16 protein-coding genes, 5 tRNA genes and 3 rRNA genes are annotated in these 24,021 nt (G+C 44.3%); 17 read left to right on the top strand and 7 right to left on the bottom strand.

Going from position 1 to position 24,021, the window contains the following annotated elements; genetic code table 11:
- Positions 1 to 32: 32 nt before the first annotated feature.
- Positions 33 to 3,629 carry a zinc-dependent metalloprotease gene (locus tag OCU87_RS03360; RefSeq protein ID WP_261857836.1) on the bottom strand — a complete coding sequence of 1,199 codons (3,597 nt, stop codon included), beginning with the start codon at positions 3,627 to 3,629 and terminating at the stop codon, positions 33 to 35.
- Between the two features lie 18 nt (positions 3,630 to 3,647).
- Complete coding sequence (locus OCU87_RS03365; RefSeq protein WP_261857837.1) at positions 3,648 to 4,466, bottom strand: porin family protein; 819 nt, start codon at positions 4,464 to 4,466, stop codon at positions 3,648 to 3,650.
- A gap of 420 nt (positions 4,467 to 4,886) precedes the next feature.
- On the opposite strand from OCU87_RS03365, the gene OCU87_RS03370 reads away from it, so the two are divergent.
- The 13 genes from OCU87_RS03370 to OCU87_RS03430 all read left to right on the top strand — a co-directional run bounded on the left by OCU87_RS03370 (position 4,887) and on the right by OCU87_RS03430 (position 16,861).
- Positions 4,887 to 5,912 (top strand): ABC transporter permease subunit, encoded by a 1,026-nt coding sequence (locus OCU87_RS03370; RefSeq protein WP_094955817.1) that lies wholly within the window; start codon positions 4,887 to 4,889, stop codon positions 5,910 to 5,912.
- A gap of 4 nt (positions 5,913 to 5,916) precedes the next feature.
- Positions 5,917 to 6,957 (top strand): ABC transporter permease, encoded by a 1,041-nt coding sequence (locus tag OCU87_RS03375; protein WP_062690261.1) that lies wholly within the window; start codon positions 5,917 to 5,919, stop codon positions 6,955 to 6,957.
- A 57-nt stretch (positions 6,958 to 7,014) separates the two neighbouring features.
- Complete coding sequence (locus OCU87_RS03380) at positions 7,015 to 8,862, top strand: extracellular solute-binding protein (protein WP_261857838.1); 1,848 nt, start codon at positions 7,015 to 7,017, stop codon at positions 8,860 to 8,862.
- Positions 8,863 to 9,849, top strand: a complete 987-nt coding sequence (locus OCU87_RS03385) for an ABC transporter ATP-binding protein (protein WP_094955815.1) — start codon at positions 8,863 to 8,865, stop codon at positions 9,847 to 9,849.
- 2 nt (positions 9,850 to 9,851) lie between these two features.
- On the top strand, positions 9,852 to 10,862 hold the full coding sequence (locus OCU87_RS03390; protein WP_261857839.1) for an ABC transporter ATP-binding protein: 1,011 nt from the start codon (positions 9,852 to 9,854) through the stop codon (positions 10,860 to 10,862).
- Positions 10,863 to 11,216: 354 nt separating this feature from the next.
- Positions 11,217 to 12,774 (top strand): 16S ribosomal RNA (locus OCU87_RS03395).
- Positions 12,775 to 12,876: 102 nt separating this feature from the next.
- Positions 12,877 to 12,952 (top strand) — tRNA-Glu (locus OCU87_RS03400).
- Positions 12,953 to 12,990: 38 nt separating this feature from the next.
- Positions 12,991 to 13,066: transfer RNA gene (locus OCU87_RS03405), tRNA-Val, on the top strand.
- A 28-nt stretch (positions 13,067 to 13,094) separates the two neighbouring features.
- Positions 13,095 to 13,170 (top strand) — tRNA-Ala (locus OCU87_RS03410).
- Positions 13,171 to 13,474: 304 nt separating this feature from the next.
- Positions 13,475 to 16,367: ribosomal RNA gene (locus OCU87_RS03415) — 23S ribosomal RNA — on the top strand.
- A 121-nt stretch (positions 16,368 to 16,488) separates the two neighbouring features.
- Positions 16,489 to 16,604: ribosomal RNA gene (rrf, locus tag OCU87_RS03420) — 5S ribosomal RNA — on the top strand.
- Together the 16S, 23S and 5S rRNA genes with 5 tRNA genes alongside form the textbook arrangement of a ribosomal RNA operon.
- A gap of 66 nt (positions 16,605 to 16,670) precedes the next feature.
- Positions 16,671 to 16,747, top strand: a tRNA-Asp gene (locus OCU87_RS03425).
- A 37-nt stretch (positions 16,748 to 16,784) separates the two neighbouring features.
- Positions 16,785 to 16,861 (top strand) — tRNA-Trp (locus OCU87_RS03430).
- A 342-nt stretch (positions 16,862 to 17,203) separates the two neighbouring features.
- On the opposite strand, the gene OCU87_RS03435 is transcribed toward OCU87_RS03430, so the two are convergent.
- Positions 17,204 to 17,533, bottom strand: coding sequence for a hypothetical protein (locus OCU87_RS03435; protein ID WP_261857840.1), 330 nt, complete (start codon positions 17,531 to 17,533; stop codon positions 17,204 to 17,206).
- Between the two features lie 155 nt (positions 17,534 to 17,688).
- Here OCU87_RS03435 and OCU87_RS03440 point away from each other — a divergent pair, with 155 nt between their 5' ends.
- Positions 17,689 to 18,024 (top strand): DUF1904 domain-containing protein, encoded by a 336-nt coding sequence (locus OCU87_RS03440; protein WP_062690698.1) that lies wholly within the window; start codon positions 17,689 to 17,691, stop codon positions 18,022 to 18,024.
- Positions 18,025 to 18,102: 78 nt separating this feature from the next.
- Positions 18,103 to 18,984 carry an endonuclease/exonuclease/phosphatase family protein gene (locus OCU87_RS03445; RefSeq protein ID WP_261857841.1) on the top strand — a complete coding sequence of 294 codons (882 nt, stop codon included), beginning with the start codon at positions 18,103 to 18,105 and terminating at the stop codon, positions 18,982 to 18,984.
- Here OCU87_RS03445 and OCU87_RS03450 read toward each other — a convergent pair.
- From OCU87_RS03450 to gloB, 3 genes are all read right to left on the bottom strand, one after another.
- Entirely contained in the window at positions 18,947 to 19,636 is a 690-nt protein-coding gene (locus OCU87_RS03450; protein WP_261857842.1) for a YIP1 family protein, read from the bottom strand. The genes OCU87_RS03445 and OCU87_RS03450 overlap by 38 nt on opposite strands.
- A complete protein-coding gene (locus OCU87_RS03455; protein ID WP_062690699.1) occupies positions 19,633 to 21,201 on the bottom strand; it encodes a LysM peptidoglycan-binding domain-containing protein in 1,569 nt (522 codons plus the stop codon). The genes OCU87_RS03450 and OCU87_RS03455 overlap by 4 nt, the downstream gene beginning before the upstream one ends.
- 70 nt (positions 21,202 to 21,271) lie before the next feature.
- Positions 21,272 to 22,030, bottom strand: a complete 759-nt coding sequence (gloB, locus tag OCU87_RS03460; RefSeq protein WP_062690700.1) for a hydroxyacylglutathione hydrolase — start codon at positions 22,028 to 22,030, stop codon at positions 21,272 to 21,274.
- A 39-nt stretch (positions 22,031 to 22,069) separates the two neighbouring features.
- On the opposite strand from gloB, the gene OCU87_RS03465 reads away from it, so the two are divergent.
- Positions 22,070 to 22,780, top strand: coding sequence for a methyltransferase domain-containing protein (locus OCU87_RS03465; RefSeq protein WP_062690701.1), 711 nt, complete (start codon positions 22,070 to 22,072; stop codon positions 22,778 to 22,780).
- Here the strand turns inward: OCU87_RS03465 and rnhA are convergent.
- Entirely contained in the window at positions 22,773 to 23,240 is a 468-nt protein-coding gene (rnhA, locus tag OCU87_RS03470; protein ID WP_094957574.1) for a ribonuclease HI, read from the bottom strand. The genes OCU87_RS03465 and rnhA overlap by 8 nt on opposite strands.
- A 51-nt stretch (positions 23,241 to 23,291) precedes the next feature.
- On the opposite strand from rnhA, the gene dnaQ reads away from it, so the two are divergent.
- The gene (dnaQ, locus tag OCU87_RS03475; RefSeq protein ID WP_062690702.1) at positions 23,292 to 24,014 is read left to right on the top strand and encodes a DNA polymerase III subunit epsilon; all 723 of its coding nucleotides are present in this window, start codon (positions 23,292 to 23,294) and stop codon (positions 24,012 to 24,014) included.
- Positions 24,015 to 24,021 lie beyond the last annotated feature (7 nt).

Here is a 24,021-nt window from a genome sequence, read left to right on the forward strand (position 1 = left end):
GCGACCTGTTTTCGTATTAGGGAAAGGGTTATTTATCGGTTATCAAGCGGTAGAATTTCTAATACTTGTTGATAACGATTGGCGAGTTTGAGCAGTTTAGGCTGTTGCTCTGAATCTTCAAACTGAGTCAATGTAATGTGCTTAAGTTCAAGCGTGCTGTTATCGATACTTGGGTCTAGCAGTTGGTTTAATTCATTGGTGAATTGAATCATCTGTAGCGCTAACCCATTCGCTGGGCCTGCATAGTAACTTTGACCATTCTGACGAACAAAAGTCTCTAGCTGGCTAACATGATCGTTACTGCTACGTAGTGAAACATACTGCGCTAATTTGTCACCGTTGGTGTAATAGCCTGTTTGGCTATCACTGAATTGCACGACCAATTTGAGTAACGCTTCAATCTGGCTGTACTCACCTTTATGTGGCAAGTTGTAGAAACGCTTGAGGTTCTTGGCGTAATAAGGTGTTGCTTCTACTTTGGTGTCCACTTCAAATATAGTGAACTCACCTTGTGGTGCAACAGCTTTACCTTGACGATCTCTAAATAACTCGGCGTCTAAGAGCGTTGGTGTATTGTTGGTACCCAAAGCAATGTCGTCCAGCAGTGTTTTAAATATATCGTATCTTATGTAACCGTTTCCGCCGGTAGGAATAATGTAAGGTAAATCAACCAAGGCGCTATCTGTACGGTCAGTGGTACGACGAATACCATCTCGCTCTAGTAATGCAGCCATAGCTGCAAACTTATCAGGCCAGAAACCGTAGTAGTCAAACATGCCGACATAGTTAAACTTCGGATTCACGTTGGGTGCTTTACCGCTGTTGAGCATTTTACCAGCTTCAGCCTGGACTGTTTGTCCTTGGCTGGCTAAGTATGATTCAACGGCTGGGTGGAAACAGCTACGTGGCACTTCCCCTTGATCTAGCTGGCTACGTACTGTGCTTTGATAGATAACATCATTGAGTGTGCGATAACTTATTTCTCCAGTCGTATCTTGCACTTCACATTGGTGGTCTGGTTGTATGACGATATTCACTAAGTTGTTTCTTAGCTCGTCGATACCTTGCGCCATGCCACAGAAGTAATCGAAATTAAAATCAGACACAGGCCATATTTCCATCTGACCAGTACAGACAGGATCTGTTTTGGCGATGAATAGGCGATCTGCATCGCTCCAGCCGAGATATTGCGACATACGATCGAACATCTGAATGTTTTCACGCCAGTTCATGAAGGTGTTGACTCGACCTATTGCGTAATCACTAAGTGTTGATTCATCAAAGTTTTTGCGGTTATTACGCTGCGTATTTAATGGGAAGTGCTCGTAGTAACGCTGCCAATTGTAATCGTTGATTTCGCTGTGGTTTCGTCCTTCATCATGACGGTTACAATCGGTATTTAAGCTGACATTACCATCGGTACAGTACTTAAATTCGCGTAGCACTTTGTCACCAGGTACTTTGTCGCTCCATTTATCATCTAATACCGCATCGTTAACGGCTGCACTCAAAACACCATCGCTTAAGCGTGGGTCAAGGTGGGAGTTTTCAGCAAAGAAAGCGGTTTTAAGTTCTTTATCATAAGCGTTTAAGTTGAAGTACTCCGGTGATGTTGCGGATGAATCGGGTTTTGCACCGAAGGTTGATATTTCAACTTGGCGCTTATAGGCAAAACGCAATGCGGCTTTATCGTATAAGCCAAATACAGGGAGCGCGTCCATCATTGATGGGTTGTAATCCATGATAGAGCTATACGCTGGAATGTATTTTAAACCGTGATTATGCGCTTGCTGTTTGGTGAAGAAGTTGGTGTCATCATTGCTGCCTTGGAAGTTATGGCGTAGCCCAAGATTGTGACCAATTTCATGGACTAATGTTTTCGCGTAATAAATGCCAGCTAAGATACGCCCAACATGTGTTTGCTGCTCAATTGTGAGATCGTCCCAGCGTTTAAGTTGGGTTTTTTCATTATCAGCCCAGACATATGCCTCTTCAGAGGTGAAATCGATTGATTGCCCTGCCACTATCATAGTCGGCAGCATTTTCTCTGTTGTGCTTGACCATAAACTAGAAACTGGGAACATATTGTGTTCAGCCCACAGGCGCTTTTCGAGTTCGTTAATTTTGATTAAATCAACGGGGGTAAGCGTATCTTGCGGAATTTTATTGAGTTCATTAAGTGCTTTTAATGCACTCTCAAGTGGTTCGCTCGCCAGCATTTGTGCTGCTGGTGGTAACGTATTCGATATCACTGCGCCTTGTAAATCTGCCGAGCTTTCACCAAGTTGACCAGTACTTGCTGAATGGGAAAATGTCATCGGTTCAGTGGATTCAAAAGCCCCTTCTTCTATTGGCATTGGTTGTACATTACCTTGGTTATATTGGATCGCGATACGATCCCACAAGCGATGAGCAATGCTTTCTAGTACACCTGAATACTGGTTGACGTGTGCGTGGACGATCTCACCAGTAACTGGATTGACGGCTGATGGACCATAGCCAGCCAAGCCATTTTGTAGGGGTTCGTGAATTAAGTTAATGACGTTGTAGCGTAAGTCGCCTGATCGCTTACCAGAAGGCTCGTGCAGCGTAATTGCTGGTACACCAACTTTGGTTAGTTGTGGATTAATGCGTTCAATGACATCAAGGGTAATTTGCTTATAAAACTGGGTTGTTGGGTCAACATTGAAACTATCAGACAGGTGGTAATCGACGGTAGCTTGCGTTGGATTGAAGCGATGCATGTAATGAATGCGGTTACCATCTTGAGTGTTGTTCCCCAAGTGATCGGGACGAGAGACTTGCGAGGCAAACATACCAAAAGTATCTTCATCGCCTTTAGGGTAAAGCACAGGTTCATAGTCTTGGCTTTGAACTGCATCAAGAGGGACAAATGAATAAAAGTTTGAAACCGTGAAAGTGAGGTTATTGAAATCGAGTCCGTCATTGCCTTGAAATAAGGCATTAACTAAACAGTTCCACTTATTTGAAATTTGATAGTCTTGCTCAAGTTCAATATTCAGTGCGCCATCTTTTAATTCATAACCTTCCCAATCGGTAGCGAGTCGAGCTGGTCCTACGGCAGTATAACACCCTGTTGAATAGGTAAATAAATCATCCCAATCACGCTCTAATACAGCAAGTTTGGTATAATCAGGTGTAAAAAACTTTTTATCTTTCCAACTTACATCATCGTCTTTGTTTTCTTCTTCTTTATTTGTACAGTCATCGTAAGCATCTTCTTTACAGCGGTAATCTTGGTAAGTACCTGGTAGTTTAAGTAGTGGACTTAAGTTTGTGTCAATATCGGACCAACGACCAAAATCATTATTATTTATCTGAGCTTGGCTAATGACATCTGGGCTTAATTGGCGTACTTCTAAACCTTCCTCAGTATAGAAAAATCGAACCAATTTTTCTTGACCTTGCATAAATGGCGCCATGCTAACGGCATAACGTGGTGCTTTTGCCATTGATGGCATATAAAGATAAACTTGGTCAGTTTTAATATCTCTTTTAGTTACTTGTTGAGGATCTCTTTCAACAAGGTCATAACTTTGGTCATCAGCACCACAACCTGCGAGAAATAACGCAGAGATAATACTGGATGCGACCAGTGATCGTTTCATACAAACTCCTTTTGTATTTTAAAATGAATAGCCAACAGCGATTGAATATGTTGCTGTATTGAGATTGAATATGTCTATATCGCCAACAGTGCCACGCTCAGCATCGAAGTAGACACCTGAATTAGAGGTGGAAAGGGCGGTGTAAAAATGTGGTGTTATTTGCCAAAGACCCGTTAATGCGCCTGAATAGTCCCAGTCATATCGAGTGCCATGGTAGTTCCAGCCTGTACCTGCTAGAAGGGATAAGTTCACTTTAAAATCATGCCACTTATAACCAACCCCTGTATTAAATGATGCAACCCATTCGGTTAAGTTTTTCTCTCCCGCTGTTTTGTATTTATGAAAGTTCTTTTTAACTCTGGGCGTGAAGAAGTAATTAAAGTTGTCCCATTTATTAGTGATTGGCATCGAAAGTCGTAAAGCCGTATATAATTCATCTTTCTCTGATAGTTCCGACGTCGGTAAAGTGAGTTGGGAGGCATAACCAATATGGCCGGTTTCTCCCCATGGAAATATCTCATTATTCTTAATGCCAATAACGGTATCCGTTAAGTAAGTACCCGTTTCATCTTCATAAACGCGGTAGCCGCCAGAGTCGAGATAAAAAGTGTGGTTATTATTAAATGTGTAATTTAGATTGCCTGACCAATTTAAATTTCTAATGCTGCGGTGATCATCGGTGTCAAAATAATTAGATGTGTACGTTAGTGATAAATAGCCACCAATATTATTAATATCAGCATGGCTACTATTAGCAAATAGAATATTTGCTATGAAAAAACAAAATATATGCTCTTTGGGAATTCCATTCCGTATTGTTTTTTTTATTTCCATCATGTTCATCCATTAACAATATTATTGACGGTGCTTACTTTAATATTGTTACAGTTTTATATATGGCGTGGTCAATTTTTAGAACTTGTTGAATATTCTGCTTAAATGTAATTTTAAGAGTCACATGTCTCAGAGTAGTAGTATGTTATGGTTTATAAATTCAACTAACTACACTTAGGCTTTAATATTTGACTTAATTATGTGAAGGGGCGTTATTTTGCTTTTATGCGTTTATTGAGTTGAATTTGACACGGTACTAAAAGATTACATTTGAGGTTGTTAGTGATAAATCACCTAATAAATAGTTTGCTATCACCACTTAATCTTATTGATGTAGGGTGATAATCCTTGTTATTAATTTTAATATAGTATTAAATTCTAATACAGAGCGACAAAGATAAATAACGACAAGGAGTGTCGTCGATGTTGTCATATTTTTTACGGCGGTTAATGTTGGTGATTCCTACATTTATCGGTGTAACCTTACTTATATTTACTATCACTCGATTTGTTCCGGGTGGGCCAGTTGAACGCCTACTTGCCAGTATGCAGGCCAAGGGGGATGTGCAATCTACTAGCACGGCTGTTGGCGGAAACAATGCGCTTTCGGATGATCAAATTGCTGAGCTGAATGCCTTTTATGGTCTTGATAAGCCTGTATTTGAAGCGTACACCGAATGGTTGAGCAAACTTGTTGTGCTTGATTTTGGTGAGTCGACCCGTTACTACGAACCTGTTTGGGATATGATTGCTGAGCGTATCCCTGTTTCTGCTTTTTATGGTGGTATGACGTTTTTTATTAGCTATTTCATCTCTATCCCTCTTGGTTATTTTAAAGCCATGCGTCATGGCAGTGTTTTTGATTCCTCTTCTTCCATTCTGATTTTTGTTGGTTACGCATTGCCGGGGTATGTGGTTGGTATTTTATTGATTACCTTATTTAGCTATCACTTAGAGTGGTTTCCGATGGGGGGCTTTGTTGGGGATGATTTTGATGATTACGAAACCATAGCGGAACAGTTTAAAGATATTATGTGGCATGCGGTATTACCGCTAATTTGTTATCTCATTGGTGATTTTGCCACGCTAACAATGACGATGAAAAATAACTTAATGGAAAACCTATCTGCGGATTATGTGCGAACAGCTATAGCCAAAGGTTTACCTTTTAAAACGGCGGTTCGTAAACATGCCTTGCGTAATAGCCTGATTCCTATTGCGAGCCACTTTGGTAATTCATTACTCTTTTTTATGAGCGGCTCATTTCTGATTGAAGTGATTTTCAATATAGATGGAGTCGGACTACTGGGGTATGAAGCTATTATGGAGCGTGATTATCCCGTTGTGATGGGGATTGTTGCGATAAATGCCGTGTTACTAATGATAGGCAATATATTGTCTGATATGTGTGTCGCGGTGGTTGATCCTCGTGTGAAATTTGGAGCGTGAATCAATGACAATTAATCCATTAACTCGAAAAAAACTACTGCGATTTAAACAGATCAAACGAGGGTATTACTCCTTTATTATTTTGTCTGTATTACTGCTTTTATCATTAGTCGCTGAATTATTTATTAATAGTAAAGCGCTCATCGTCAGCTATAACGGGCAATGGCATTTTCCTGTCGTAAGTGATGTTCGTGCAGGATCGGAATTTGGCTTAGGATATAAAAAAGAGACCGATTATCGGGAGCTTCAAGCGCTATACCAGCAACAGTCTGAAGGCAATTGGGTATTATTACCTATTATTCCATGGGACCCGTATGAGCAAGATTTTAGTGGTGATTTCCCACCTACCGAACCGAACTTTGTCGATAAGCACTATTTAGGAACGGATACCATAGGCCGCGACATTGTAGCTCGGCTGGTTTATGGCTTTCGTATCGCGATGGGATTTGCGTTAAGTACTATGGTGATTTCTTATGTGATAGGCGTCGCGGTAGGGTGTGCGATGGGTTTTTGGGGCGGTAAGTTCGATCTTGTTGCCCAGCGTGTCATCGAAATTTGGTCCATGGTGCCATTCTTATACGTCATTATGATTTTGGTCTCGATCACTCAGCCCACTTTTTCGTTATTTGTCGCTATCAATGTGCTCTTTGGTTGGATGGGGATGACGTGGTACATGCGAACCATGACCTATAAAGAATCTGCCCGTGAGTATGTGATGGCTGCGAGAGCATTGGGAGCCTCTACTGCTCGAATTATGTTTAAACATATCTTGCCTAATACCATGGTAATGATTGTAACGCTTGCCCCCTTCACCATTGCGGCAAATATCACAGCATTAACTGCACTTGATTATTTAGGGTTAGGGTTGATGCCTCCGACGCCAAGTTGGGGCGACTTGTTACAGCAAGGCAAGTCGAATCTCGATTCACCATGGATTGTGGTGTCAGTTGTTACTGCGATTGTATTGGTATTGGTGATGGTGACCTTTATCGGAGAGGCTATTCGCGAAGCATTCGACCCTAAAAAATACACCCGCTATATTTAGATCAGAGCGGATCTTTTTCAATAAATTGGTTCATCACTAACACAAGGATGTATAACGATGAAGTTTTTAACTTTTACCGCTGTAGCGGCAGCGACCGCATTTCATTTTAATGTCCAAGCTGCACAGCTACCAGATAATTTGACGTGGGTATCGAATGCCAATGAGCCATTATTTGCATCCGAAGAAGCGCAGTTCGGAGGTAAATTCCGAACCTATATTCAAAGTTTTCCGCAAACATTTCGGGTGATAGGCCCTGATTCTAATGGTGCTTTTCGTTCATGGCTGGTGGATAACCGCCCATCATCTGTTACACGTCACCCTGTTACTAATAAATGGATCCCTGAAATTACCGATGAGTGGGCATACGGAGATGATAATAAAACGGTTTATTTCAAGATTAACCCGAAAGCAACATGGTCTGATGGTAAGGCGATCACATCGGATGATTTCGCGTTTGTGTTAACGTTAATGCGTTCAAAAGATATTATCGATCCTTGGTATAACCAGCATTATACTGAGCAAATAAAAGAAGTTGTGAAATACGATGATCATACATTTGCGGTTGTTTCGACTAAGCCTCGTAATCGTGAAGATTTGATGATCTATAGTAACTTCCAGCCTCGTCCTGCTCATTTCTATCAGACTAAAAATGATAAAAATAATGATGGTATCGATGATAACTTTGTTCGCAAATACAACTTCAAAGCAGAGCCATCAGCTGGACCTTATTATTTAGATAAAGTGAAAAAAGGAAAATCACTGACATTTAAGCATATTGGCCAAGATTGGTGGGGCTACTCCAACCGCTATTTTCAGAATCGTTATAATGTTGAAAAAATCAGTATTAAAGTAATCCGTGATAACGATATAGCGAAGAAGCATTTTGAGAAAGGTAACATCGATACCTTTGCTTTGCTTATTCCATCGCTTTGGCATGAAAAGTCAAACACCAAGCCCTATCAGCAAGGTTATATTCATAAGTTCTGGGGCTATAATCAAGTGCCTGAAGGGGCGGGTGGGATATGGATCAACACTGCCAAAGATAAGCTTGATAACCCGATTATTCGTCAAGGATTAGCGCATGCCATCGACTTTGATGGCATGATCACCAAGTTGCTACGGGGCGATTATACCCGTTTGCCAAATGGTGTTGGGGTTGGTCATGGTGACTACACCAATAATGCAATAACAGCCCCAAAGTTCGCGCCTGAATTGGCGGCCCAAAAATTTGCGAAAGCGGGTTTTGATAAAGTGGGTGGAGATGGCATTCGTATTAATAGTAAAGGTGAGCGTTTAACGTTTGCTGTGACGTATGGTTACGCTCAGCACACGCCGAGAATTGCTTATTTAAAAGAGCAGGCAAAAGAAGCAGGATTAGAACTAACACTTAATCTTGTGGATGGTTCGTCAGCGTTTAAATATGTATTAGAGAAAAAACATCAGTTATCTTTCCATCGAATGGGTACGTCTGAAATTCCTGCATACTGGGAGTATTTCCACTCAGACAATGCCAATAAAGTTCAGAATAACAACTTTACAAATTTTAGTTCGCCTGAACTCGATGCGCTGATCATGGCGTATCGTTCTGAATTCGATCTTGAAAAGAAAAAACAAACTTCGCGCCAAATTCAACAGTTAGTCAGTGAGGAAAACGTCATTATCCCTGGCTATATGGTGCCTTATACTCGTGAAGGTTACTGGCGTTGGTTGAAGTATCCGAAACCAGCGATGACCAAGTTGACTAAGTTTTTGTTCACTACTGGTACATTCCGTGACTATGGCACTTTCTGGATAGATCCCGTTGAATACAAAGAAACGAAAGCGGCAGTGAAAAAAGGACGAAAGTTTGAGCCGATGACGGTTGTTGATGAAACTTACAAGCGGTCCAGTTCGGAGAATAATTAGATGACAGACTCGGTGATTTTATCTGTGAATGATCTCGTCACTGAGTTCACGACAGATGGTGGTGTTGTTCGGGTATTAGATGGTGTGACATTCGATGTGAAAAAAGGGAAGACACTTGGAATTGTCGGAGAGTCGGGTTGTGGCAAGAGTGTAACTGCCATGTCGATAATGGGGCTTTTACCTCGCCCTTATGGACAAGTAGTGGGGGGGCAGGTTTACCTTGATGGAACCGATTTACTTGGATTACCGCCACAAGACCTCTATCACATGCGTGGTAATCGTATCTCAATGATATTCCAAGACCCAATGACAGCCCTTAACCCGGTACACACCATAGGGAAACAAATTAATGAAGTGTTAGAACTACATCGTCCTGAACTGAATAAACGTCAACGATTCGATTATGCGTTATCCATGTTTAAAAAAGTGGGAATTCCTTCCCCAGAACAACGTATTCACGAGTACCCCCATAACTTATCAGGTGGTATGCGTCAGCGAGTGATGATCGCGATTGCACTAGCATGCCAACCCGATGTGCTGATCTGTGATGAACCCACCACTGCATTAGATGTGACCGTTCAAGCTCAAATTCTTGATTTGATGCGTGAGATCCAACAAGAAACTGGGATGGCAATTATCTTCATCACACACGATTTAGGTGTGGTTGCCGAAGTTTGCGACGACGTTGTTGTTATGTATGCGGGGCGAGCGGTTGAAGCTAGTGATGTTTTTAGATTGTTTGAGCAAGCTAAACATCCTTATAGTCGAGGATTACTGCAATCAATGCCTACGCTGAATGTAGGGCATAAGCAGCCGCTGCAAACGATCCCTGGCACTGTCCCGCAATTAGATGAGATGCCTCAAGGCTGTCGTTTTTGCACGCGGTGCCAGTTTATGACGAAGAAGTGTGAATCTCTGCAGCCATCTTGGGAGCGGCTAGGCAATACACATCTCGTGAGTTGTCACCATTGGCGAGAGGTACATTGATCATGGAATTACTGAAGATTAAAGATCTCAAAAAGCACTTCCATTCGGGTGGCGGTTTATTACGAAAGGGTTACTCGGTAAAAGCGGTTGATGGGGTAAGCCTTAGTTTAAATAAGGGAGAAACTTTAGGGTTAGTAGGGGAGTCTGGCTGTGGGAAAAGTACGTTAGGGCGAACATTACTTAAATTATTTGAACCAACAGCAGGAAAGATTTATTTCGAAGGTAAAGATATTACTTCGTTATCAGTAAAAGACATGCGGGTATTAAGGCAAGATATGCAAATTGTCTTTCAAGATCCTACCGAGTCACTCAACGCGCGTCATACAGTGGGTATGATTATCGAAGAGCCATTTGTTATTCACAATATTGGCACTGCAAGTGAGCGTAAAGTTTGGGTGAAAGAGTTACTGGTGAAAGTGGGTTTGTCTGAAAGTGCCGCTGAACGTTATCCCCATGAATTTTCTGGTGGCCAAAAGCAAAGAATAGGAATTGCTCGTGCTATCGCATTAAAGCCGAAACTTCTGGTATGTGATGAATCGGTATCAGCCTTGGATGTTTCTGTTCAAGCGCAAATTATCAATTTACTATTGGCTTTGCAGCAGGAGCTTCAGTTATCGCTTATTTTCATTGCGCATGATTTATCGGTAGTGAAGCATATATCGGATCGTGTTGCAGTTATGTATTTGGGTAAAATTGTAGAAACTGGCCCAACTGCTAACGTGTACACTCAGCCTTCGCACCCTTATACCCAAGCGTTACTGTCGGCGATCCCTATCCCTAACCCAAGATTGCGTAATCAAACTCGAATTATGCTGGAAGGTGAGTTGCCTTCGCCGATTAATCCTCCCCAAGGTTGTCGTTTTCACACCCGTTGCCATTATGCCACAGATAAATGCCAATCAAATCAACCGATAGAAGTGAATATATCAGCTAATCATAGTGTTGCTTGTCATTATCCTTTAGACGTTGCACCCAGTAAAATTGACAAAATAGAGGTATTAAGTACCGATTAAAGGGTATTTGTTTAAAAAGTGCGCGGTTGGTGGTTTTTTTGAATTTAAGGGTTGCCAGCTTTTTGGAACTCCCTATAATACGACCTCACTGACACGGAGCAAGGCGCTAAGCCCGCTACGAAGTCAGTATGTTCTTTAACAATTTGACCATGCAATCTGTGTGGGCACTCGTGAAATGAATAGTCAAAACTGTTCATTGTTACTTTTTAAGTAAGAATGAATTTGGCATCAATGAACTGAGTGACCAATACAAAACTTAAGTTTACTTAAGCTTTGGCACAGTCAATTCGAATATCATGACTAGCTTCTAGTTATCGATATTCAATCAGTATTCATTGAGCCATCAAAAACTTTAAATTGAAGAGTTTGATCATGGCTCAGATTGAACGCTGGCGGCAGGCCTAACACATGCAAGTCGAGCGGTAACAGAAATTAGCTTGCTAATTTGCTGACGAGCGGCGGACGGGTGAGTAATGCCTGGGAATATGCCTTGATGTGGGGGATAACTATTGGAAACGATAGCTAATACCGCATAATGTCCCGGTTTATAATGAACTGGGACCAAAGAGGGGGATCTTCGGACCTCTCGCGTCAAGATTAGCCCAGGTGGGATTAGCTAGTTGGTGGGGTAATGGCTCACCAAGGCGACGATCCCTAGCTGGTTTGAGAGGATGATCAGCCACACTGGAACTGAGACACGGTCCAGACTCCTACGGGAGGCAGCAGTGGGGAATATTGCACAATGGGGGAAACCCTGATGCAGCCATGCCGCGTGTATGAAGAAGGCCTTCGGGTTGTAAAGTACTTTCAGTTGTGAGGAAGGCGGTAACGTTAATAGCGTTGCCGTTTGACGTTAGCAACAGAAGAAGCACCGGCTAACTCCGTGCCAGCAGCCGCGGTAATACGGAGGGTGCGAGCGTTAATCGGAATTACTGGGCGTAAAGCGCATGCAGGCGGTCTGTTAAGCAAGATGTGAAAGCCCGGGGCTCAACCTCGGAACAGCATTTTGAACTGGCAGACTAGAGTCTTGTAGAGGGGGGTAGAATTTCAGGTGTAGCGGTGAAATGCGTAGAGATCTGAAGGAATACCGGTGGCGAAGGCGGCCCCCTGGACAAAGACTGACGCTCAGATGCGAAAGCGTGGGGAGCAAACAGGATTAGATACCCTGGTAGTCCACGCCGTAAACGATGTCTACTTGGAGGTTGGGACCTTGAGTCCTGGCTTTCGGAGCTAACGCGTTAAGTAGACCGCCTGGGGAGTACGGTCGCAAGATTAAAACTCAAATGAATTGACGGGGGCCCGCACAAGCGGTGGAGCATGTGGTTTAATTCGATGCAACGCGAAGAACCTTACCTACTCTTGACATCCAGAGAATTCGCTAGAGATAGCTTAGTGCCTTCGGGAACTCTGAGACAGGTGCTGCATGGCTGTCGTCAGCTCGTGTTGTGAAATGTTGGGTTAAGTCCCGCAACGAGCGCAACCCTTATCCTTGTTTGCCAGCACGTAATGGTGGGAACTCCAGGGAGACTGCCGGTGATAAACCGGAGGAAGGTGGGGACGACGTCAAGTCATCATGGCCCTTACGAGTAGGGCTACACACGTGCTACAATGGCGTATACAGAGGGCTGCCAACCAGCGATGGTGAGCGAATCCCAGAAAGTACGTCGTAGTCCGGATTGGAGTCTGCAACTCGACTCCATGAAGTCGGAATCGCTAGTAATCGTGGATCAGAATGCCACGGTGAATACGTTCCCGGGCCTTGTACACACCGCCCGTCACACCATGGGAGTGGGCTGCACCAGAAGTAGATAGCTTAACCTTCGGGAGGGCGTTTACCACGGTGTGGTTCATGACTGGGGTGAAGTCGTAACAAGGTAGCCCTAGGGGAACCTGGGGCTGGATCACCTCCTTAAACGATAGACTGCTTGTTTGATGCAGTGTCCACACAGATTGCTTGGTTAAAATGTAAAAGAGCGCTAAATGTTGCCCAACAACATTTAGCAAGAAAGACTTAGTCCCGTTCGTCTAGAGGCCTAGGACACCGCCCTTTCACGGCGGTAACAGGGGTTCGACTCCCCTACGGGACGCCACTTTCTTTTAAGATTATGAATGTCTTATTAGAATACGTGGGCGATTAGCTCAGTTGGGAGAGCACCTCCCTTACAAGGAGGGGGTCACTGGTTCGAGCCCGGTATCGCCCACCATCTTTCTTAAGTAAAATGAAATACCCTTGGGGCTATAGCTCAGCTGGGAGAGCGCTTCGCTGGCAGCGAAGAGGTCAGCGGTTCGATCCCGCTTAGCTCCACCACTCTTTAAAAGTATTTTCTTCATAATGAAGTAAGTGCCATTAAAAAGTGGATCTCATTTCTATTTTATAGAATTAGAAACACAATGCTCTTTAACAATCTGGAAAGCTGACTAGTAAATTGAATCGTTAGATTCAATTACAATAGTTTTTATCTTTAATGATAAAAACGAGTTCTCAAAACAACACACATTCAAGTGTCTTGTGTAGAGTCCGGCGAAAAACCAATGTCCTTATTTTTCTTGATCGGAAATGAGTGACGATAAAACCTTGGTTGTTTGAACATACAGACCTCTTGGGGTTGTATGGTTAAGTGACTAAGCGTACACGGTGGATGCCTTGGCAGTCAGAGGCGATGAAGGACGTATTAACTTGCGATAAGCCCAGTTTAGATAGTAAAAATCACTTGAGACTGGGATTTCCGAATGGGGAAACCCACGTGCATAAGCACGTATCGTTACGTGAATACATAGCGTAACGAGGCGAACTCGGGGAACTGAAACATCTAAGTACCCGAAGGAAGAGAAATCAACCGAGATTCCGAGAGTAGCGGCGAGCGAAATCGGATTAGCCCTTAAGCCAGTCTTGCGTTAGGTGAATGTGCTGGAAAGCACAGCGATACAGGGTGATAGCCCCGTAACCGACAACGCATTATTAGTGAAAACGAGTAGGACGGGACACGTGATATCCTGTTTGAACATGGGGGGACCATCCTCCAAGGCTAAATACTCCTGACTGACCGATAGTGAACCAGTACCGTGAGGGAAAGGCGAAAAGAACCCCTGTGAGGGGAGTGAAATAGAACCTGAAACCGTGTACGTACAAGCAGTAGGAGCCCACTTGTTGGGTGACTGCGTACCTTTTGTATAATGGGTCAGCGACTTAATTTTAGTAGCAAGGTTAACCGTTTAGGGGAGCCGTAGGGAAACCGAGTCTTAACTGGGCGTCATAGTTGCTAGGATTAGACCCGAAACCAGGTGATCTAGCCATGGGCAGGTTGAAGGTGAGGTAACACTTACTGGAGGACCGAACCGACTAATGTTGAAAAATTAGCGGATGACTTGTGGCTAGGGGTGAAAGGCCAATCAAACCTGGAGATAGCTGGTTCTCCCCGAAAGCTATTTAGGTAGCGCCTCGGACGAATACTACTGGGGGTAGAGCACTGTTAAGGCTAGGGGGTCATCCCGACTTACCAACCCTTTGCAAACTCCGAATACCAGTAAGTACTATCCGGGAGACACACGGCGGGTGCTAACGTCCGTCGTGGAGAGGGAAACAACCCAGACCGCCAGCTAAGGTCCCAAAGTTATAGCTAAGTGGGAAACGATGTGGGAAGGCTCAGACAGCCAGGATGTTGGCTTAGAAGCAGCCATCATTTAAAGAAAGCGTAATAGCTCACTGGTCGAGTCGGCCTGCGCGGAAGATTTAACGGGGCTAAGCTATACACCGAAGCTGCGGCAATATGACTTGTTCATATTGGGTAGGGGAGCGTTCTGTAAGCCGTTGAAGGTGGTCTGTAAGGGCTGCTGGAGGTATCAGAAGTGCGAATGCTGACATGAGTAACGATAAAGGGAGTGAAAAACTCCCTCGCCGGAAGATCAAGGGTTCCTGTCCAACGTTAATCGGGGCAGGGTAAGTCGACCCCTAAGGCGAGGCCGAAAGGCGTAGTCGATGGGAAACGGGTTAATATTCCCGTACTGCTTATAACTGCGATGGGGGGACGGAGAAGGCTAGGTGGGCTTGGCGACGGTCGTCCAAGTTCAAGGGTGTAGGCTGATAGTTTAGGCAAATCCGGACTATCTTAAGGCTGAGACCCGATGTCGAGTCACTACGGTGATGAAGTCATTGATGCCATGCTTCCGGGAAAAGCCTCTAAGCGATAGGTTATAAGCAATCGTACCCCAAACCGACACAGGTGATCAGGTAGAGAATACCAAGGCGCTTGAGAGAACTCGGGTGAAGGAACTAGGCAAAATGGTACCGTAACTTCGGGAGAAGGTACGCTCCTCGCGGTGATGAGACTTGCTCTCTAAGCTGCTGGGAGTCGCAGATACCAGGTGGCTGCAACTGTTTATTAAAAACACAGCACTGTGCAAAATCGAAAGATGACGTATACGGTGTGACGCCTGCCCGGTGCCGGAAGGTTAATTGATGGGGTTAGACTTCGGTCGAAGCTCTTGATCGAAGCCCCGGTAAACGGCGGCCGTAACTATAACGGTCCTAAGGTAGCGAAATTCCTTGTCGGGTAAGTTCCGACCTGCACGAATGGCGTAATGATGGCCACGCTGTCTCCACCCGAGACTCAGTGAAATTGAAATCGCAGTGAAGATGCTGTGTACCCGCGGCTAGACGGAAAGACCCCGTGAACCTTTACTACAGCTTGGCACTGAACATTGACCCTACATGTGTAGGATAGGTGGGAGCCTTTGAAGCATTGTCGCTAGATGATGTGGAGGCAATCTTGAAATACCACCCTTGTATGCTTGATGTTCTAACGTCGCCCCCTAATCGGGGGTGCGGACAGTGCCTGGTGGGTAGTTTGACTGGGGCGGTCTCCTCCCAAAGAGTAACGGAGGAGCACGAAGGTGGGCTAATCACGGTCGGACATCGTGAGGTTAGTGCAATGGCATAAGCCCGCTTGACTGCGAGAATGACAATTCGAGCAGGTGCGAAAGCAGGTCATAGTGATCCGGTGGTTCTGAATGGAAGGGCCATCGCTCAACGGATAAAAGGTACTCCGGGGATAACAGGCTGATACCGCCCAAGAGTTCATATCGACGGCGGTGTTTGGCACCTCGATGTCGGCTCATCACATCCTGGGGCTGAAGTCGGTCCCAAGGGTATGGCTGTTCGCCATTTAAAGTGGTACGCGAGCTGGGTTTAGAACGTCGTGAGACAGTTCGGTCCCTATCTGCCGTGGGCGTTAGATGATTGAGAGGGGCTGCTCCTAGTACGAGAGGACCGGAGTGGACGAACCGCTGGTGTTCGGGTTGTTATGCCAATAGCATTGCCCGGTAGCTACGTTCGGAATCGATAAGCGCTGAAAGCATCTAAGCGCGAAGCGAGCCTCAAGATGAGTCATCTCTAGACCTTTAAGGTCTCTAAAGGGTTGTCGAAGACTACGACGTTGATAGGCAGGGTGTGTAAGTGCTGCGAGGCATTGAGCTAACCTGTACTAATTGCCCGTGAGGCTTAACCATACAACACCCAAGGGGTTTTACGGACTCCATAGCGCTTGAATGCGTGTTAAGAACGATATTGTAACTAGTTAACTTTCCCAGATTGTATCTTCCGCCGATGGCGTAAGATAAACCGAATTTGCTTGGCGACCATAGCATTATGGACCCACCTGATCCCATGCCGAACTCAGTAGTGAAACGTAATAGCGCCGATGGTAGTGTGGGGTCTCCCCATGTGAGAGTAGGTCATCGCCAGGCTTCAAATTTAGATAAGTGTATTGAACGACATTTATCGGATAGACAGGCAACTGTTTATCACCGTGTGGAGCGGTAGTTCAGTTGGTTAGAATACCGGCCTGTCACGCCGGGGGTCGCGGGTTCGAGTCCCGTCCGCTCCGCCACTTATTTAGACAGAGTTAAGTCTTTAAAATAACTAATAGGGGTGTAGCTCCAATTGGCAGAGCAGCGGATTCCAAATCCGCGTGTTGGGAGTTCGAATCTCTCCACCCCTGCCATCTTTAAGGCTCTAGCAGAAATGCTGGAGCCTTTTTCGTTTTTGGTATTTAGTGCTCAGCAGCGGATTCACCGATACCGAAAATCAGCGCGTGTTGGGCGTTCGGATTTCTCCACTCCTGCCATCTTTAAGGCTCTAGCAGAAATGCTGGCGCCTTTTTCGTTTTTGGTATTTAGTGCTCAGCAGCGGATTCACCGATACCGAAAATCAGCGCGTGTTGGGCGTTCGGATTTCTCCACCTCTGCCATCTTTAAGGCTCTAGCAGAGATGCTGGAGCCTTTTTCGTTTCTGTCATCTAGTTTGTAGTTAAATATAGAGGAGCACTTAACTAGTTAATTCCGCATTAAAACTTTGAGCATTTCACGTCTTCAGGCTTACAAAACATGTCATCGTTGGAGTCAGTGCACTGATCAATAATTTTTGCAATTGCTTGTCCACGACTCGTTGATCGCTCGCTGTATTCTTTGGTAAAGACGCTAAGTCGACATTGATACATATGCAGCTCAGAGTTGGTGTTCTGATTGTTGTTATTCAGTTGAATCTGAAGTTTATACACTTGCTGAGTCAGCTGGCTCACTTGGTACTCAAGTTCAGTGATGCGACGCTCATGATCAGTATTTGCATATGAAACAGGCGAAAATATTATGAATAGTAACGGTATAAACTTTTTCATAATTACTCATTAATTGTTCGATGTTTTATTGTTGGTTGGAGCTTAACAAAATTTGTGCTGAGGCAAAATAAACAATGATGATGATCTAAAGTTAGTGCGGGAAAAGCCTAGGAGGTGATATCTTGTGATTTTTATACGTAAATACTGGAACTACCATGCCTCACCTTCGTTTTCGTGCTATTGATGCGCAACATGTACAAGCGATTTCTACGCAGCTTGTTGATGCGTTACAGCCATTGATGAATTGCCCACGAGAAGACTTTACGATCGAGCATATTCCTTCAACATTCGTTTTTGGTGGTGAAGTGTCTCAAGCATATCCTTTTGCAGAAGTTTTCTGGTTTGATCGTGGCCAAGAGGTTCAGGATGCTGTTGCCGTCCACATAACAGCATTAGTGCGTCAAGCTGTGGCGAATGATAGCCAAGATGTTGCTGTTATTTTTACGGCTCTGACGCCAAGTGCTTATTATGATAACGGCGAGCATTATTAATAGGCGCACGGTAAGATAAGTGACGCTACTGTTAGATTAAGCATAAGTGCGAGCTTATGCTTTTTTATTGGAGGTAAAATGGCGCGTTATATACGAATTTTAATTGTTGCTGGTGTTTTACTAGCTGCAGGTACTATAAGCTTTACAGAGTGGTCATTTAAGGTAACGCAAACCCCTGAGCTGGCGACTGACATTAAAACAGTGGTACCGGAATACTCCTATAATTGCATTACCAAACAAGGTGTTTTACCGCTTGATGTTGATGGTAAATTACATGTGACGGTGTGGAATATTTATAAGCAGCAAAGAGACAATTGGCAAGAAGCACTACAAGAATATAGTGTCGGTAGTCAGTTGGTACTGCTGCAAGAGGCGAACCTTACAACGGGTCTAGCGGATTACCTGCGTAGCGCTTCTTGGCAAGTTACTATGGCAAATGCGTTTAAGTTTTTAGATACGTCTGCGGGGGTTATGAATCTTTCGAAGACCAGCGCTAATAAAACCTGTGCTTATCTCTCTATGGAGCCTTGGCTACGGCTCCCTAAATCTGCACTGTTTGCTCGTTATCAATTATCCAATGGGCAAGAATTAGCTGTCGTTAACTTGCACGGTGTGAATTTTACCGTAGGAGTGGAGGAGTATGAGGAGCAGATGGTTAAACTGGAGCGTGCATTAGCCACACATTCAGGGCCAATGATTTTAGCCGGAGATTTTAATAGTTGGCGTCAAGCAAGGTTAGATATTGTTGAGGCGATGACAGGACGGTTAGCTTTGCATGAGGTAAAACTTGGTAACGATCAACGGATCAAAATCCTAGGTCAACCACTTGATCACATGTATTACAGAGGGCTAGCACTGATACATGCGGAGGCACCATTAACAGATGCCTCCGATCATAATCCCATTATTGCGAGCTTTAAAATCAAGCCAACGCAATCATCAGTGGCCAAACAACAATAACCAGCAACCAAGGTAAAGCGGCAACGATGATCGCTTTTGCACGATCAAAATCAGTCCATGCGCCAACAGCTGCGTAGGTTAATGCGATATACCAAGGTGCTAATAAAGGCATGGTTGTCATGAATGGCGACCATGGATTACTTAGTGGCAATTTGAGTAAACCGTTCAAGCTGTTTAAATCTGCAGCATTTGGCAAAATGTTGGCAGGGTTAAACATAATATTGATGTAACTAGCGAAATCCCCAATCACAGATGGCATCATAATAAAGCATGATGCAGCCAACCATTTACCAAAACTGATCGTGTATTGGCTACCTTTCGTCGCAAGGTTAAGCCATAGTGCCAATATAAATAGGACGGCAGTACGACCAACTAGATCGCTAAATACCTCACCTGCGAGAAGCACTTCCTTAGTCAACCATGCTTGCTGAACATCATGCTCTACGTTACTTAGCTGTGCCGTTAGGGTTTGTTGGAGCCATGGTAAATCAACATTGTTGAAATAGGCTCCCCACATAGCGACAGAGCCAAATATGATCAGAATATACGCTAAAAATGACCACTTCGGTCGTTCATGAATAGCCGCAAAACAGTCGATAGGTGAACGAAAAATATCCACTAAAGCTACGAGTGGGTTTTTAGACGGCGTCATACACTTACCTTAGTTACATCAACATACAGTTTGAGTTGTTGGCCTGGTTTTAGGTATTTTTGACCACTAAGTTGGTTCCATTTAACAACATCAGCGACTTTAACTTTATAACGTTTTGCAATCGTACTTAGGTTATCGCCTTGACGAATTTTGTAGTAAACAGTACGGATGATTTCACCGTCGTTACTGTCTTTCCAAATCGTTAATTTTTGACCGACACGTAGTGTTTTCTTTTTACTTAAACCATTCCACTTGGTTAATTGGTCGATGGATACATTCTGCTTGCGGGCAATGGTCCACAAGCTATCACCAGACTTGACCTTGTAGATTGTACGATAACCACCGCCATGGCTATTTTGGCTGCGAACTTGCTGAAGTGCTGTCGACAGTTGGCTACTTTCACCATCTTGAAGTGCAACAGGGATCAGGATGTGCTTACCAACACGAATGTTTGTATTATTCATGTTGTTTGCACGCTGGATTTGCTTCACTGATGTGTGGTTGCGCTTTGCCAATACGCTTAGAGAGTCACCAGATTTTACTTTATAGCGAACAACCTTCATGCCTTGGTGATTACTGGCTGCAAATTGCTTATTAAAACGAGCAACTTTATTGATTGGCAGTAGTAGGTCATTATTCTTATCTGGTGATGTCGCCCAAGAATTGTAGGCTGGATTCAGTTTTTGTAGATCCGCTGTTTTGATACCGGCATATCGCGCAGCCATGCCTAAATCCATCTGAATACCGGGCTTAACCACGGCAACAGCCGGTTTATTCGCTACCATTGGAATAGATAAACCATACTTCTTCTGGTTTTTAATCACATCAGCAACAGCATAGAGTTTAGGTACATAACCACTGGTTTCTTTAGGTAGGCTAAGTGACCAGAAGTCAGTTGGTTTACCTGCCGCTTTATTATTGCGGATTGCGCGGAATACACGACCTTCACCAGTATTGTAAGCGGCAAGGGCATGCTGCCAGTTACCATCAAACTTACGGTTAAGGTACTCTAGAAGGTCTAGCGCCGCCCGTGTTGACTCTACAACATCACGACGACCGTCATACCACCAGTTTTGCTCTAGGCCAAAGCTACGGCCTGTAGGGGGCGTAATTTGCCAAAGGCCAGCAGCGCGGCCATGAGAGTAGGCAAATTGATCAAATGAACTTTCAACGATAGGTAACAATGCTAGCTCGAGAGGAAGGTTTCGCTCCTCAACAGCTTCTACGATTAAGTATAAGAAAGGTTCTGCACGTTTCGCGACAGTTTCAAGATGAGTTGGGTGTTTGAGATACCAATTACGGTAGTGTCGAACATCTTTATTCTCGGGGATGGCATCAGTATCGATTTGCATGCCAATACGAAGCCACAAGTCTTCTTGTTCTTGTGGCGTGATGACTTTGATTTCTGGTTTGACAATAGGAGGAGTGACAACCGTTTTCGCGGGTTTAACCTGCGTTGAAGCCTCTTTGGGCTCTTGGTTTGTGTTTGCTTGTTCTTCTACTGTGTTCGTTAATTGGCAACCAGCCAGAAATAGCGCACTTGCTAAAAAAAATCGGGACTTCATTGTTCCTGCCTAAAGCCAAAATGGTTGGTGATAATACTTGCCCAACCACCTTAGTGACAAGTGACACAGGTCAAAATTCGTCTTTCCAACGGCGTAGCGCAGCGAAGGTTTCGAGGTCACTATCATTAACTGCTTTATCAGCAACACTTTTTTTGATGTTTGGCTGATCGCAGCGCAAGAAAGGATTTATTAATTTTTCTTGCCCCATTGTGGATGGGATGGTGCTAATGCCTTGTGCACGCTTACGGCTTACCTCTTCACGATAGCGCTGTAAGTGTGGATTTGTTTGTTCTGCCACGAGTGCGAAAGATAAATTGCTCGAGGTGTATTCATGAGAACAGTAAACTTCGGTCTCATCAGGTAATGCAGCCAGCTTTTGAAGTGAGTTAAACATTTGCTCAGGCGTGCCTTCAAATAAACGACCACAACCTGCAGAGAAGAGAGTATCACCACAGAAAAGCTTTTCATCACCCACATAGGCAACGTGCCCTAGAGTATGTCCTGGTAGGCCCAGAACCATAAAGCGCTCACCGAAAAGTTCGACCTGATCGCCATCAGACACGGACTGAGATATGCCAGGGATAGGTTCATTGGCTGGCCCAACGATATTACATTGGGGAGCGAAGCGCTTTAGTTCGCTAATTCCACCGATGTGGTCGTGATGATGGTGTGTCAGCAGGATGGCATCTAAAGTGAGCTGTTGTTCTTCTAATACCTTGATAACAGGGGTGGCATCACCAGGATCGACAACCACGCAATGATTATCTTGACTGTGAATTAGCCAGATGTAATTGTCATTAAATGCAGGTATGCTTTGAATCGTTAGCATTAAATTTGTCTCCAACCTTTAAGGTATTGAGCAATACATATGAAGCCAGCGCGGACATTAAAACATATTGAAGCGCCATACACTTGGTCTCAAGTGAAGCATGGCGAATGGATGGCAAAGCAGCTACAAGCTCATCTTGATGAGTGGTGCCCAAAACTGTTTGGCTATCATATGCTGAAACTTGGAGGGCTCAGTTGTGAACTCGCTAGTGGGCATTGTAACATTCAACATCAGGTATGTATTGATCAGTATAATCCGCTACATAACGTCATTGCGGACACGCTGCACCTGCCCTTTCTAAAAAAATCGTTTGATACTTGTATACTCGCGCATCAACTTGATTATTGTAATGATCCACACCGTTTGTTGCGTGAAGTTGATCGCGTTATGGTAGATGATGGTTATTTGATTTTGACGGGGTCGAATCCAGTTAGTTGGCTTGGAGTCAAAGGCTTGCTGCCTTGGAACCGAAAGAAATACCCTTGGCGCGGGCAAATGTTCATGCCGATGCGGGTGAAAGACTGGCTTGGTGTGCTGAATTATGAAGTGGTTTATAGTGACAAATTCGCGGTACTCCCTGCGACACGACACCTTGCATGTTCAGCATGGGCGGAAAGTGCGTTATCAGAGCACTTCCCATCACTAGGTGGTTTGTATTTTATTGTTGCACGAAAACGCACATACCCTTTGAAGCCTATTAAACCTACTTGGAAATTAAGACGTCAATTAGCACCACTACGTGTTAATTAGAGGCTTGATAGCCTTCATCTGGCTGAGTCGGAGATTCTGCTGCTGCACGCGCTAAATCATCACAGCGCTCATTTTCAGGATGGCCAGCATGCCCTTTCACCCAGTGCCAGTTAACAGTGTGGCGCTGGGTTTCAATATCGAGTTGTTGCCATAGATCTGCGTTTTTCACGGGTTTCTTATCTGCTGTTTTCCAGCCACGTTTTTTCCAGTTATGGATCCATTGCGTAATGCCTTGGCGAACATATTGGCTATCGGTGGTTAAATCAACCATGCAGGATTCTTTGAGGCTGGCTAAGCCTACAATTGCTGCAAGCAGTTCCATCCTGTTGTTTGTCGTCATAAAGTAGCCAGAGGAAAGCTCTTTTTCGTGTTGTTTATAGCGTAAAACAGTCCCGTATCCACCAGGCCCTGGGTTACCTAAACACGATCCATCAGTGAAAATGTCTACCTGCTTGGTCATATTTGATAGTATGCGTCTTAGAGAAAACTTGAGTCTGACACAATCGCCATTATGAAAAAAGCTACTGACCACCGAATTATTGTCTTCGATACCGAAACCACCGGTATGAATATGACAGGCCCACACTATGAGGGCCACCGTATTGTTGAAATTGGTGCTGTTGAGATCGTCAATCGCAAATTCACCGGTAATACGTTCCACGTTTATATCAAACCGGATCGCGCTATCGATGAAGAAGCTGTTGGTGTCCATGGTATCACCGATGAATTCTTGCTTGATAAGCCAACCTACGGCGACATCCACCAAGAGTTTATGGACTTTATCCAAGGGGCTGAGCTTGTCGCACATAACGCGCCCTTCGATATCGGCTTTATGGATTATGAGTTTAGTAAACTCAATGCGTCGATAGGTAAAACAGAAGATTTCTGCAAGGTTACAGATACCTTGGATATGGCGAAGAAGCTATTTCCTGGTAAGCGAAATAACCTAGATATCTTATGTTCGCGTTACGGTATCGATAACTCGCACCGAACTCTCCACGGCGCTTTGCTCGATGCCGAGATCCTCGCTGACGTTTATTTAATGATGACGGGTGGGCAAACCACCTTGGCATTAAGTGCTGACGGAAGTAATGAGGACGGTGTTGAAAAAGCCATCAAACGTTTAGCTTCTGGACGTAAAACATTAAAGGTTATCCGTGCATCTGCCGATGAATTAAAAGCGCATGAATTGCGTTTGGATGTGATCAAAGGTGACCCGATGTGGCGCCAGTAGGAGACGT

Source organism: Photobacterium sanguinicancri (assembly GCF_024346675.1).
Classification (GTDB): Bacteria; Pseudomonadota; Gammaproteobacteria; order Enterobacterales; family Vibrionaceae; genus Photobacterium; species Photobacterium sanguinicancri.